The organism is Noviherbaspirillum sp. UKPF54 (genome assembly GCF_007874125.1).
GTDB lineage: Bacteria > Pseudomonadota > Gammaproteobacteria > Burkholderiales > Burkholderiaceae_D > Noviherbaspirillum.
In genome coordinates this window covers 2402148-2416815 of the sequence record NZ_CP040128.1, presented here as the reverse complement: position 1 = coordinate 2416815, position 14668 = coordinate 2402148, and the positions used below count along the sequence as shown (strand labels likewise).

The 14668-nt window shown below is 63.9% G+C and carries 6 protein-coding genes; 5 read left to right on the top strand and 1 reads right to left on the bottom strand.

Annotated features, from left to right (window positions below):
- The first annotated feature begins 90 nt into the window (after positions 1-90).
- The 5 genes from prpF to FAY22_RS11130 all read left to right on the top strand — a co-directional run bounded on the left by prpF (position 91) and on the right by FAY22_RS11130 (position 13899).
- Positions 91-1281: a 2-methylaconitate cis-trans isomerase PrpF gene (gene prpF / locus FAY22_RS11150; RefSeq protein WP_146330267.1), complete on the top strand. Its 1191-nt coding sequence runs from the start codon at positions 91-93 to the stop codon at positions 1279-1281.
- A 171-nt stretch (positions 1282-1452) separates the two neighbouring features.
- Positions 1453-3339 carry a propionate--CoA ligase gene (locus tag FAY22_RS11145; protein ID WP_146330266.1) on the top strand — a complete coding sequence of 629 codons (1887 nt, stop codon included), beginning with the start codon at positions 1453-1455 and terminating at the stop codon, positions 3337-3339.
- A gap of 186 nt (positions 3340-3525) precedes the next feature.
- Complete coding sequence (locus FAY22_RS11140; RefSeq protein WP_146330265.1) at positions 3526-5631, top strand: diguanylate cyclase; 2106 nt, start codon at positions 3526-3528, stop codon at positions 5629-5631.
- A 290-nt stretch (positions 5632-5921) separates the two neighbouring features.
- Positions 5922-8135 carry an EAL domain-containing protein gene (locus tag FAY22_RS11135; protein ID WP_146330264.1) on the top strand — a complete coding sequence of 738 codons (2214 nt, stop codon included), beginning with the start codon at positions 5922-5924 and terminating at the stop codon, positions 8133-8135.
- 79 nt (positions 8136-8214) lie between these two features.
- A complete protein-coding gene (locus FAY22_RS11130) occupies positions 8215-13899 on the top strand; it encodes a HAMP domain-containing protein (RefSeq protein WP_146333411.1) in 5685 nt (1894 codons plus the stop codon).
- A gap of 3 nt (positions 13900-13902) precedes the next feature.
- Here FAY22_RS11130 and xth read toward each other — a convergent pair whose 3' ends face one another.
- Positions 13903-14667 carry an exodeoxyribonuclease III gene (gene xth, locus FAY22_RS11125; RefSeq protein ID WP_146330263.1) on the bottom strand — a complete coding sequence of 255 codons (765 nt, stop codon included), beginning with the start codon at positions 14665-14667 and terminating at the stop codon, positions 13903-13905.
- Position 14668: the final 1 nt, after the last annotated feature.

Sequence of the window (14668 nt, the reverse complement as noted above, 5' to 3'; positions counted from 1 at the left end):
CGCATTGCACCCATCCCTCAACCCGATTGCAGAAAAAGTTTGAACAGCGGTGCAGCAATGCGCCGCCTAGTTTTACCAGGAAAACATTCCATGGCCCACGTACCCCAAATCAAGATTCCCGCCACCTATATCCGAGGCGGCACCAGCAAGGGCGTGTTCTTTCGCCTTCAGGACTTGCCCGAAGCTGCGCAGGTGCCGGGCGAAGCGCGCGACAAGCTGCTGCTGCGCGTGATCGGCAGCCCCGACCCGTACGGTAAGCAGATCGACGGCATGGGCGGCGCGACCTCCAGCACCAGCAAGACCGTCATCCTGTCCAAGAGCAGCAAACCCGACCACGACGTCGATTACCTGTTCGGCCAGGTCTCGATCGACAAGCCGTTCGTCGACTGGAGCGGCAACTGCGGCAACCTGTCCGCGGCAGTAGGATCCTTCGCCATCAGCGCCGGATTGGTCGATGCCGGTCGCATCCCGCAAAACGGGACTGCGACCGTGCGTATCTGGCAGGCGAATATCGGCAAGACCATCATTGCGCATGTGCCGATCACCAACGGCCAGGTGCAGGAAACCGGCGACTTCGAACTGGACGGCGTGACCTTTCCCGCAGCCGAGGTGCAGCTCGAATTCATGGACCCTGCGGCCGAGGAAGAGGGCGCGGGCGGCGCGATGTTCCCGACCGGGAACCTGGTCGATGACCTCGAAGTGCCCGGCATCGGCACGCTCAAGGCGACCATGATCAATGCCGGCATCCCGACCATCTTCGTGAACGCGGAAGCGATCGGCTACAAGGGCACCGAACTGCAGGACGATATTAACGGCGACGCCAAGGCGCTGGCGATGTTCGAGACCATTCGCGCCTATGGCGCGCTGCGCATGGGGCTCATCAAGAACGTCGACGAAGCCGCCAAGCGCCAGCACACGCCGAAGGTCGCGTTCGTCGCCAAACCGGCCGACTATGTTGCGTCGAGCGGAAAACCGGTGAAGGCTTCCGACGTCGACCTGCTGGTGCGCGCGCTGTCGATGGGCAAGTTGCATCACGCGATGATGGGCACGGCCGCCGTCGCGATAGGCACCGCCGCGGCCATTCCCGGCACGCTGGTTAATCTCGCCGCCGGCGGCGACGAACGCACCGCGGTGCGCTTTGGCCATCCGTCGGGCACCTTGCGCGTGGGGGCCGAAGCAAAGCAGGTCAACGGCGACTGGAGCGTGACCAAGGCCATCATGAGCCGCAGTGCGCGGGTGCTGATGGAAGGCTGGGTGCGCGTGCCGGGCGATACATTCTGAGCACGATGAGTTGATGATGAATAAGAAAAAGCGCACCGACAATTTTCGATGCGCTTTTTTTTCGACCCAGTAAGTCCTTTGTAAGTAGCCCTACCCAAACTTGAAGCTATAGACAGGAGCGGTGCGCATCGCGGCGCGCCCTGCACAAATAATCCATACGTTGGAGACATCATGAACTACGCAGACTTCTACCAGCAATCCGTCAACGATCCCCAGACCTTCTGGGGCAACGAAGCCAAGGCCATCGACTGGCACCAGCCGTATTCGCAGGTGCTCGATTATTCCAAGCCGCCTTTCACCAAATGGTTCGTCGGCGGCACCACCAACCTGTGCCACAACGCCGTCGACCGCTGGGCCGCAAGTCAGGGCGACAAGCCGGCGCTGATCGCGATCTCGACCGAGACCAACAGCGAGAAGGTGTATTCGTTTGCCGAACTGCAGCAAGAAGTGATGCGGACCGCGGCCATCATGCAGACGCTCGGCGTGGGCAAGGGAGACCGCGTGCTGATCTACATGCCGATGATTGCGGAAGCGGCGTTCGCGATGCTGGCCTGTGCGCGCATCGGCGCGATCCATTCGGTGGTGTTCGGCGGCTTCGCTTCGAACAGCCTGGCAACACGCATTGACGACGCCAAGCCTAAGCTGATCGTGTCGGCCGATGCCGGCTCGCGCGGCGGCAAGAGCGTGCCGTACAAGCCGCTGCTGGACGAGGCGATCAACCTCGCGCAGCACAAGCCGGCGCATGTGCTGCTGGTGAACCGCGGGCTGGCATCGATGCAGACGGTGCCGATGCGCGACGTCGATTACGCGTCGATGCGCGAGCAGCACATGCATGCGCAAGTGCCGGTGACCTGGCTGGAGTCGAACGAGCCGTCCTACATCCTGTACACGTCCGGCACCACCGGCAAGCCCAAGGGCGTGCAGCGCGACGTCGGCGGCTATGCGGTGGCACTGGCATCCTCGATGAAGCATATATTCTGCGGAAATCCGGGCGAGGCGTATTTCTCGACCTCGGACATCGGCTGGGTGGTGGGACACTCGTACATTGTGTACGGCCCGCTGATCGCCGGCATGGCGACCATCATGTACGAAGGCTTGCCGATCCGTCCCGACGCCGGCATCTGGTGGAGCATCGTCGAGAAATACAAGGTGACGCGCATGTTCTCCGCGCCGACTGCGGTGCGCGTGCTCAAGAAGCAGCCGCCGGAATTCATGAAGAAATACGACCTGTCGTCGTTGAAGGCGCTGTATCTCGCCGGCGAGCCGCTGGACGAGCCGACCTCGCAGTGGATCGCTTCGGAGCTTGGCGTGCCGATCATCGACAACTACTGGCAGACCGAGACCGGCTGGCCGATCCTGTCGATCGCCAAGGGCGTGGAAGACAAGCCGACGCGCCTGGGCAGCCCCGGCGTGCCGATGTACGGCTACAAGGTGAAAGTCTTGAACGAATCGACCGGCGCGGAATGCGCTCCGAACGAGAAGGGCGTGGTGGTGATCGACGGCCCGCTGCCGCCGGGCTGCATGCAGACCGTGTACGGCGACGACGAGCGTTTCGTGAAAACCTACTGGGCGAATTTCAGGGAGCCTGCGTATTCGACCTTCGACTGGGGCATTCGTGACGCCGACGGCTATTACTTCATCCTCGGCCGCACCGATGACGTGATCAACGTGGCGGGCCACCGCCTCGGCACGCGCGAAATCGAGGAAAGCATTTCCAGCCACCCGAACGTGTCGGAAGTCGCGGTCGTAGGCGTGGAAGACAAGCTGAAGGGGCAGGTCGCGGTCGCCTTCGCGATCCTGAAGAATCCGGACCCGGCATCCACCCCGGACGGCAGGAAGGCGCTGGAAGCGGAGGTGATGGCGGTGGTCGACAAGCAGCTCGGCGCGGTGGCGCGTCCGGCGCGCGTGCATTTCGTCTCGCTGCTGCCGAAGACGCGTTCCGGCAAGCTCTTGCGCCGTTCGATCCAGGCCTTGTGCGAAGGCCGCGATCCGGGCGACCTGACGACGATCGAAGATCCGGCTTCACTCCAGCAAATCAAGGCAGTCCTCGTCGCCTGATCCGCATACCCGGCGCGGCGTGTTCATCGCGCCGCGCCCGGCCTTCTTTTTCTCCCCGCCGCACCGCCTTTTATTGCTGCACCGAAAAGGTTTCATTAAAAGACAATCTATTCGGAACGCTTGAAGTTGCTCTCGGGTCGAACCCGGGCAGGCACTTGTTGTTTGCCAACCGCGGAGCAGGGCGACGTGAAAATCTTTTTTCGAGGCAATCTGAAGGCGCGCCTTGTGCTGTTGATCCTGATGGCCATGACGCCAGCATTCGCGTTGTACGTGTTCAATTCCTATCGGCAGATGGAAACGCAGAAGGAGAACGCGCGCGAGGCCGCGTTGCGGCTGGTGCGCGTCATGAAGGCCAGCCATATGCAGATGATCGACGACGCGAAAGGCGAGTTGAAGGCGATGTCGCAGCTGCCCTCCCTGCGGGGAGATGGAAAGCGGCGCTGCAACTTGCTGCGCAGCGAGCTTGCGCCGACGTTTCCTGGCTATGGAGAGATCGGGCTGGCCAGACCCAATGGCGACATCATCTGCCTGACCAGCCCCTCCAGGCTCAATAACAATGTCGCGGGCATGCCGTTTTTCAGCGATACCATTGTCAGGCATGATGTCGGCGTCGGGCCTTATGAAATCGATGCGGTGACGTTGGTGCCGCGGGTGTTCATCGGCGTGCCGGTGACCGGCGCGACGACGCGCGTCGAGGCCGTGCTGTTCGCGTCGCTCAGCCTGTCGCAGTTCGAGCTCCTGCCGCCGGCGGCCCAGCTGTCGCGCGATTCGGTCATCCTCATATTCGACGACTCCGGGCTGATCCTTGCGCGCTATCCCGATTCGCAGGGCTGGCGCGGCACCCGCCGCATCGCCGACTCGCCGCTCGTGCGCTCGGTGCGCGGCAGCCTCGATGAGGAAGGCGTGAACGACCTGATGGGCGCCGATGACGTGTCGCGGCTGTTCGCCTTCGCGAAGATCCACAGGACGCCGAAGCAGACCGCCTATCTCGCCATCGGCATTCCTACTGCGGTGGCATACGCCGGCGCGAATAGCGCATTCCAATCCAACATGCTCAATCTCGCGCTGGTGTCGCTGCTGGCGCTGGGAATCGCCTGGGTCGGCAGCCATCGCCTCGTGGTCAGGAAAATGCGCTCGCTGATCCGGGTCAGCGACCGCATCCGCAACGGCGACTTCGGCGCGCGCAGCGGAGTGGCGCGCACCGGGGACGAGGTCGGCCAGCTGGCCGCCGCCATCGATGACATGGCGCACTCCATCCAGAGCCGCGTCGCCGAATTGCAGCGCCATGGCGACGAGCTGCGCGAACTGAAGGAAATGAACGACGCGCTGCAGTCCTGCGTGACGCAGGACGAAGTGCTGGCGATCGTTCGCCAGTTCGCGCTGCGCCTGTTTCCCGACCAGCCAGGCATGCTTTACCTGATGCATTCGAGCGGCGATCACCTGGAAGCGAAAAGCCGCTGGAACGATCCGGCGGCGATGGGCGAGTTCCTGCCGCAGGATTGCTGGGCGGTGCGCCGAGGAAAAATGTACCGGGTCGAGGCCGAGGGCAACCAGCCGCGCTGCCACCATGTGCAGGAGCCGCCGCCCGGCAATTACGTGTGCGTGCCCCTGATGGTGCAGGGAGAAATGCTGGGCGTGCTGCATATCGAGAACGACAGGGCCGGAAGCCGCTCGCGGGAACAGCCGCTGGTGCAGGCGGTGGCCGAACATACAGCATTGACGCTGGCGAACCTGCGCCTGCGCGACACGCTGCATGCGCAGGCCATGCGCGACGGGCTGACTGGTCTGTTCAATCGTCGCTTCATGGAAGAGTCACTTAGCCGCGAAATGCGCAATGCGCAGCGCAACAAGTCACCTGTGGCGATCGTCATGATCGACATCGATCATTTCAAGCGCTTCAACGATACCTTTGGCCATGCCGCCGGCGACATGCTGTTGCGCGAAGTCGGCGGCATGCTGCAGCGGCAGATGCGCGGCGGCGATCTGGCATGCCGTTACGGTGGCGAAGAATTCACCGTCATCCTGCCGGCGACGGCATTGCGCAACGCCGCCGAGCTGGCGGAAAAGCTGCGCGACAGCGCGCGCGGCCTGAGCGTGACCATGGATGGTCACGCGCTCGGCCAGATCACGATTTCGCTCGGCGTGGCCTCTTTCCCGGAGCATGGCGACACATGGGAGGCGGTCCTGCATGCCGCTGATATTGCGCTCATGCAAGCCAAGCACACGCGCAATCGCACCATGGTCTACGGCGCGGAGGAAGCGCCTGAGCCGGAGATCAAGGTGGGGACGTAAGGGTGGGGACTTAAGTGTCGGAACTTAGACGGGAATGGCTGATCTGTTTCTGTCAGGGACATCAGTATGCGGCATCGGCCAGCCGGTGTGTCATTTGGGGAACATCGCCTGCCTTTGCCCGTCCAAGCGTAATCGGCATCGGTCTGACAGGGGGCGGTGCGGCGCATGCAGCGGCGTCGTGCCAGACGTGCCGCCGCACATGCCTTGGCTATGCCGCATGATGCCCCCCACGTCCTGATCATTCGTCTGCGGCAGCCCCGTGGATCGAAACACCGCGAGAGGCAAGATCCATGGTCCAGACTGATGAGATCCGAGTTTTGCTTGTCAACGACGACCCTGGATCGCGTTTTGCACTGCATACCATCCTGACCGATCTTGACGCCGGGATCGAGACCGCGGCCTCCGGCGAAGAGGCGTTGATGTTGCTTCTGAAGAAGGATTTCGCCGTCATCCTCCTCGACGTCAAGATGACGGGTATCGACGGCTTTGAAACGGCGCGCCTGATCCGGCAGCGCCCGCGCACGAAATCTACGCCGATCATCTTCCTCACCTCGCACCGCGCCACCGACCTCGACCGCGCCACCGGCTACGAGCTGGGCGCGGTCGACTACCTGTTCATGCCGGTCGCGCCCGAGGTGCTGAAATCGAAGGTGCAAGCCTTCGTCGATCTCGCCAGGAGCACCCGCCGGCGCGAGCGCGGCGACGCCGACCTGGAAACCCAGAACCGCCAGCTGCGGCAGCAGCTGGACCACGTGACGCGCCTGAACGAAACGCTGCGCGCCGAGATAGCGGCGTGCGGGCAGGTGGCGGCCGATGCGCGGGAAGCCGGCGGCAGCAGCGACATCGAGCGCCTGATCGCGCAGCATGCGGGCGACTACGTGTCGCTGCTCGACGCCGACGGCGCCTGGGTGTACGCCAGCCCCTCCTGCCATGCGGCGTTCGGCAACGCGATCCGGGCGCCGGGCAGCTATTTCGACATCGTGCATGCCGACGACCGGGAACGGTTGCGCGAAGCTTTCGCCCGACTGGTCGGGGATGGCGCGAATAGCCGCCTGCAGTACCGGGTTCTCGAGCCCGAGCGCGGCGAACGGTATCTGGAGTCGGAGGCCAGTACCATCCGCGGCCCGTCCGGAAAGGTGTCGCAGGTGGTGATGGTGTCGCGCGACATCACTGACCGCAAGGAAATGGAAGCCTACATCCTGCACCAGTCATTCCACGACACCCTGACCGGCTTGCCCAACCGCCTGCTGCTGGAAGACCGCATGCGCCAGGCCACTGCCCACCTGGGGCGCCAGCATGCGCCGGTGGCGGTGCTGTTCATCGACCTCGACCGCTTCAAGGATATCAACGACACGCTCGGCCATGCCTCCGGCGACCGCTTGCTGCAGGAAGTCGCGGAGCGCCTCGGCCGCTGCGTGCGCGAGGGCGATACCGTGGCGCGCCTGTCGGGGGACGAGTTCGTGGTGCTGCTGGCCGGCCTGCACGATGTGCAGGACGCCGCACTGGTGGCCAGCAAGATCGTGCGCGCGGTCGGCGAACCATGCCAGCTCGGCGGCCGGGAGCTGCGGGTGTCGCCCAGCATCGGGATCGCGATTTTTCCCGACGACGGGCAGAACATGGACGAGCTGCTGCGCAACGCCGACACCGCGATGTACCACGCCAAGCAGGAAGGGCGCGGCCGCTATTCCTTTTTCACCGCAAGGATGAATGAAGCCGCCAACGAGCGGCTGGCCGTCGGCAGCGCCTTGCAGCGCGCCATCCAGGAGGGCGAGTTCATGCTGTATTACCAGCCCAAGGTCAGCGCGGCCGACGGCGAACTGCGCGGCTTCGAAGCGCTGATCCGCTGGCCGCAACCGGACGGCGAATGGATGGCGCCCAGCAAATTCATTCCGATCGCCGAGGAAACCGGGCGCATCGAGCCGATCGGCAAGTGGGCGCTGCATGAAGCGGCCAGGCAGATCAGGTATTGGATCGAGGCGGGCGCCAAATGCTGCCCGATAGCAGTCAATGTGTCTGCGCGCCAGTTTCACCAGGATAGCCTGGCGCAGGATATTCAAATGGCGCTGCAAAGAACGGGCATCCCGCCTGGCATGTTGGAAGCCGAGCTGACCGAGTCGGCGGTGATGGCCGATCCGGCAAAGACGATCCAGGCGTTGCACCAGATCCGCGACCTGGGCGTGTCGATCTCGGTGGACGACTTCGGCACCGGTTACTCGTCGCTGGCCTACCTGAAGCGATTCCCGCTCGACAAGCTGAAAGTCGACGCCGCCTTCGTGCGCGATATCGCTTCCGATCCGGACGACGCGGCCATCGTGTCGGCCATCATCACGCTCGCGCACAGCCTGAACCTGACCGTGATCGCGGAAGGCGTCGAGACCGCCGAGCAGATGGCATTTCTCATCGAGCACGGCTGCGACGAGATGCAAGGCCATTATTTCAGCAAGCCGGTGCCGACCGAAGAAGCGCTGGAAATGATCAGGCGCGGCCGGTTCAATCTTCATTAGCGAGGAGGACGACGTGGGGCAGGAATCCGTAACGCATGAACGCCGCAACTATGCCAGGCGCGCGCACGACCGCGCCATCATGGAGCAGGGCCCTGAAGCCGATACGCTGGATCACGTCACCGTGCTGCGGGCATTGAACGCGGTGCGCGAGGGCGATTTCAGCGTGCGCCTTCCGCTGCACTGGGAAGGCATGCACGGCAAGATCGCGGAGGCATTCAACGAGATCGTCGCCACCAACGAAAATCTGGCCAAGAACATCGAGCAAGTTTCCGAAATCGTCGGCATGGAAGGCCAGCTCGGCCGGCGCATTTCCTGCGACAAGGAAGACGGCGCATGGGGCGTGGAAGTGCGTTCCATCAATACCCTGATCGATAACCTGGTACAGCCGATCCGCGACTCGGGACGGGTGATCGGCGCGGTCGCGCGCGGAGCGCTCGACCAGGACATGGAGCTGGAAGTCGAAGGCAGGCCTTTGAAAGGCGAATTCCTCAAGAATGCCAAGACCATCAACACCATGCTCGACCAGTTGAACAGCTTTTCCAGCGAAGTCTCGCGCGTGGCGCGCGAGGTCGGCACCGAAGGCAAGCTGGCCGGACAGGCCCAGGTCACCGGCGCATCCGGAGTGTGGAAGGACCTGACCGACAACGTGAACCTGATGGCAAACAATCTTACCGGCCAGGTGCGCAACATCGCCGAGGTCACCACGGCGGTGGCCAGGGGCGACCTGTCGCGCAAGATCACGGTCGACGTGAAGGGCGAGATCCTGGAGCTGAAGGACACCATCAACATCATGGTCGACCAGTTGAACAGCTTTGCCGGCGAGGTGACGAGGGTGGCGCGCGAGGTCGGCACCGAGGGCAAGCTGGGCGGGCAGGCGCAGGTCAAGGGCGTGTCGGGCGTATGGAAGGATCTGACCGATAACGTCAACCTGATGGCGAGCAATCTTACCGGCCAGGTGCGCAATATCGCCGACGTCACCACGGCGGTGGCCAAGGGCGACCTGTCGAAGAAGATCACCGTCGACGTGAAGGGCGAAATCCTGCAGCTGAAGGACACGATCAACATCATGGTCGACCAGTTGAACAGCTTCGCCGGCGAGGTGACGCGGGTGGCGCGCGAGGTCGGCACCGAGGGCAAGCTGGGCGGGCAGGCGTTGGTGCCGGGCGCGGCGGGCGTGTGGAAAGACTTGACCGACAGCGTCAACGCCATGGGCAGCAACCTGACTGCGCAGGTGCGCAACATCGCCGAGGTCACCACGGCGGTGGCCAAGGGCGACCTGTCGCGCAAGATCACGGTCGATGTGAAGGGCGAAGTGCTGCAACTGAAGGACACGATCAACATCATGGTCGACCAGTTGAACAGCTTCGCCGGCGAAGTGACGCGGGTGGCGCGCGAGGTCGGTACCGAGGGCAAGCTGGGCGGGCAGGCCGAAGTGGTGGGCGTGTCGGGCGTATGGAAGGACTTGACCGACAGCGTCAATGCGATGGCCGGCAACCTGACCGTGCAACTGCGCGACGTGTCGAAGGTGGCGACCGCGATTGCCAGCGGCGACCTGGGGCAGAAGATCACGGTCGCGGTGCAGGGCGAGATCCTGCAGATCAAGGACGTCATCAACATCATGGTCGACCAGCTGAACCGGTTCGCCGGCGAAGTGACGCGGGTGGCGCGCGAGGTCGGCACCGAGGGCAAGCTGGGCGGACAGGCCGAAGTGGTGGGCGTGTCGGGCGTATGGAAGGACTTGACCGACAACGTCAATGCAATGGCCGGCAACCTGACCGTGCAGCTGCGCGACGTGTCGAAGGTGGCGACCGCGATTGCCGGCGGCGACCTGGGGCAGAAGATCACGGTCGCGGTGCAGGGCGAGATCCTGCAGATCAAGGACACCATCAACATCATGGTCGACCAGCTGAACCGGTTCGCCGGCGAGGTGACGCGGGTGGCGCGCGAGGTCGGCACCGAGGGCAAGCTGGGCGGGCAGGCGCAGGTCCAGGGCGTGTCGGGCGTATGGAAGGATCTGACCAACAACGTCAACCTAATGGCGAGCAATCTGACCGACCAGGTGCGCAATATCGCCGCCGTCACCACCGCCGTGGCCAACGGCGATCTGTCGAAGAAGATCACGGTCGACGTGCGCGGCGAAGTGCTGCAGCTGAAGGAAACCATCAACACCATGGTCGACCAGTTGAACGGCTTCGCCGGCGAAGTCACGCGCGTGGCGCGCGAGGTCGGCACCGAAGGGCGCCTGGGCGGCCAGGCTTACGTGCCGGCGGTGGCCGGGGTGTGGAAGGACCTGACCGATAACGTCAACCTGATGGCGGGCAACCTGACCGCGCAGGTGCGCAATATCGCCGCCGTCACCACGGCCGTGGCCAACGGCGACCTGTCGCGCAAGATCACGGTCGACGTGCGCGGCGAAATCCTGGAGCTCAAGGACACCATCAACGTCATGGTCGACCAGCTCAATGCCTTCAGCAGCGAGGTGACCAGGGTGGCGCGCGAGGTCGGCACCGAAGGGCGGCTCGGCGGGCAGGCGAACGTGAAAGGCGTGTCCGGCGTGTGGAAGGATTTGACCGACAGCGTCAACCTGATGGCGGACAACCTCACCGACCAGGTGCGCGGCATCGCCAAGGTGGTGACCGCGGTTGCGCTCGGTAATCTCAAGCAAAAGATGATGGTGCCGGCCAAGGGCGAGGTGGCATCGCTGGCCGAAACCATCAACGACATGGTCGACACCCTCGCCACCTTCAGCGACCAGGTCACGCGCGTGGCGCGCGAGGTCGGAGCCGAAGGACGGCTCGGCGGCCAGGCGGTGGTGCCCGGCGCGGCCGGGAGCTGGAAAGACTTGGTCGACAACGTCAACGAACTGGCCGCCAATCTCACCACCCAGGTGCGCGCCATCGGCGAGGTGGCCACCGCCGTGACCAAGGGCGACCTGACGCGCTCGATCCAGGTGGTGGCACGCGGCGAGGTGTCGGACCTCAAGGACAACATCAACCAGATGATCCGCAACCTGAAGGAGACCACCGAGCACAACACCGAGCAGGACTGGCTCAAGACCAACCTGGCGCGGCTGACACGCATGCTGCAGGGGCAGCGCGACCTGATCACCCTGTCGCGCATGCTGCTGTCGGAACTGGCGCCGCTGGTGGCCGCGCCGCACGCGGTGCTGTACCTGATGCAGGGGCAGGGCGCGGCCATGCGCCTGAAGCTGATGGCGAGCTACGGCTACCAGCAGCGCAAGAACCTGTCGCAGAACTGGGCCGTCGGCGAAGGCGTGGTCGGTCAGGCGGCCTTCGAGAAGCAGCGCATTCTGGTCACCAACCTGCCGGACGACTACGTGCAGGTCGTATCGGGACTGGGGCAGGCGGTGCCGCGCAACATCGTGGTGCTGCCCATCCTGTACGAAGGGCAGGTCAAGGCCGTCATCGAGCTGGCCGCGTTCGAGCGCTTCCAGGCGATCCACCTGACCTTCCTGGACCAGCTGGCCGAGGGCCTGGGCATCGTGTTCAACTCGATCGAGACCGCCAGCAGCACCGAAACGCTCTTGCAGCAGTCGCAGTCGCTGGCCAACGAACTCAAGTCGCAGCAGGACGAATTACAGAAGACCAATGCGGAGCTGGAACAGAAGGCGCGCCAGCTATCCGACCAGAACGCCGAAGTCGAGCGCAAGAACCGCGAAATCGAAGTCGCGCGCGGCAACCTTCAGGAAAAGGCGGAACAGCTGGCGCTGACCTCGAAATACAAGTCGGAATTCCTCGCCAACATGTCGCACGAATTGCGCACGCCCTTGAACAGCCTGCTGCTGCTGGCCGAGCAGCTTCAGCAGAACCGCGACCGCAACCTGTCGGACAAGCAGCTAGAAATGATCCGGATCATCCACGGTTCCGGCAGCGACCTGCTGCACCTGATCAACGACATCCTGGACCTGTCGAAAATCGAGTCCGGCAGCGTCACGCTCGACATCGAGGATGTGCCGGGCGATGAATTGAGGGAGTATGTGGACAAGACCTTCCGCCACCTGGCCGAGGCCAAGGGGCTGGACTTTAGCGTCGAGTTCGCCTCCGGGCTGCCTGCCTACATCCGCACCGACGAGCAACGCCTCAAACAGGTGCTCAAGAACCTGCTGTCCAATGCGATCAAGTTCACGGCCAAGGGCAGCGTGACCCTGTCGGCGCATGTCGCGCGAAGCGGCTGGAGCCCGGCGCATCAAATCCTCAACCGCGCACCGCTGGTGATCGCGTTTTCCGTGACGGACACGGGCATCGGGATCCCGCAATCCAAGCAGAAAATCATTTTCGAAGCCTTCCAGCAGGCCGATGCGGGCACTTCGCGACGTTACGGCGGCACCGGCCTCGGCCTGGCGATCAGCCGCGAGATCGCCTACCTGCTGGGCGGCGAGCTGCGCGCCGAGAGCGAAGAGGGCGTCGGCAGCAAGTTCACCTTCTACCTGCCGCAGCAGATGCCGGGCATGCCGGCCGAAAAAGCGCCGCAGGCAAGGCAGGCCAGTGCGCGTGGCGAAGCGCGGGCTGCGCAGCCGGCGGCCGCGCCGCACCGCGCACAGGCACTGTGGGACGATCGCATGACGATCGCCGAGGGCGACCGGTTGGTCCTGATTATCGAAGACGATCCGGTGTTTGCCGGTTCATTGCGTGATATGGCGCATGACAATGGCTTCAAGACCCTGATGACGGAAAGCGGCGAGGATGGCCTCATGCTCGCGCGCAAATACCGCCCCGATGCGATCACGCTGGACCTGATCCTGCCAGACGCCGACGGTTGGGAGGTGGCGGAACAACTGAAGGCACATCCGGCCACGCGAGACATCCCGATCCACGTCATTTCCATCCGCGACCGCCCGTCCGCGGCCGCCGAACACGGCGTGAGCAGCTATACCGCCAAGCCGGCCGACATCAGCGCGCTGGGGCAGGTGTTCAGCCGCATCACGCATCACCTGGGGCGGCCGATCCGCGCCCTGCTGGTGGTCGAAAACGACGCGGCCAAGCGCGATACCCTGGTGGCAGCGCTCAAGGGCGAACGGCTGGAGCTGGACGCGGTTCCGAGCGCGACCGAAGCGCTGGCCGCGCTACACGGCAGGCAGTACCAGGGAGTGGTGCTGGACCTCGACCTGCCGGACATGAGCGGCGAGTCGCTGCTGCGGGAAATCCGCCGCAGGCAGGAGTTGGCGGACCTGCCGGTCGTCGTCTATACCGCGCATCCGATCGCGCGCGCGACGGAAGAAGAAATTGAACGGCTGAATGCGACCGTGGTGACGGAAGGCGACAGCGCGCTGGATCGCCTGACGATGGAAACAGGGCAGTTCCTGCACCGGGTGAAAGACAGCCTGGCCAGGAGCCGGCCAACGCCGCCCCAGGACGCCGCCGACGTGTCTCTCGACGGGCGCAAGGTGCTGATCGTCGACGACGACGTGCGCAACCTGTTTGCGCTGACCGGCCTGCTGGAAAACCACGGGATGACGGCGCTGGCGGCAGAAGCCGGCGCCGAAGCCATCGAGCGCCTGAATGACGTAGCCGACATCGACATCGTGCTAATGGATATCATGATGCCGGATATGGACGGCTACCAGGCGATACAGAAGATCCGCAGCGATCCCCGCTTCAAGAATTTGCCGATAATCGCGCTGACCGCCAAGGCGATGAAGGGGGACCGTGAAAAATGCCTGGCCGCCGGCGCATCCGATTATGCGTCCAAGCCGGTGGACGCGGAACAGCTGCTGGCGCAGATGCGGGTGCTGCTCGGGCGATGATCTTCAGGAAAGCGTCGCGATCACCGGCGCATGATCCGACGGCTGCTCCCACTTGCGCGGCGCCTTGTCGATGGCGCAGGCATTGCAGCGCGCGGCCAGCGTGTTCGACAGCAGGATATGGTCGATGCGCAGCCCCATGTTGCGGCGGAACGCCATCATGCGGTAGTCCCACCAGCTGTACAGCTTCTCGGGCTGCTCGAACAGGCGGAACGCATCCTTGAAGCCGAGATCGAGCAGGCGCCGGAATTGCGCGCGCTCCGGCTCCGAGCACAGCACCTGCCCGGCCCAGGCGGCAGGATCGTGCACGTCGCGGTCCTCGGGCGCGATGTTGTAGTCGCCCAGGAGCGCCAGGTTTTCGTGCGACTTCGATTCGTCGGCCAGCCAGTCGTGCAGCGCATCGAGCCACCGCAGCTTGTACTGGTATTTGTCGGAGTCGACCGCCTGGCCGTTGGGAATGTAGGCGCACACCACGCGCATGCCTTCGATGGTCGCGGCGATGATGCGCTGCTGCTCATCCTCGAAGCGAGGATTGTTCTTCACTACCTCGCTCATCGGATATTTCGAGATGATCGCCACGCCGTTGTAGGTCTTCTGGCCGGTGAAGACGACCTGGTAGCCGATCTTCTCGATGTCGCCGACCGGGAATTTATCATCGGTCAGCTTGGTCTCCTGCAGGCACAGCACATCGACAGGATTGTCCGCCAGCCACTGCAACACCTGCGGCAGGCGGACCTTCAGCGAATTCACATTCCAGGTGGCGATCCTCATG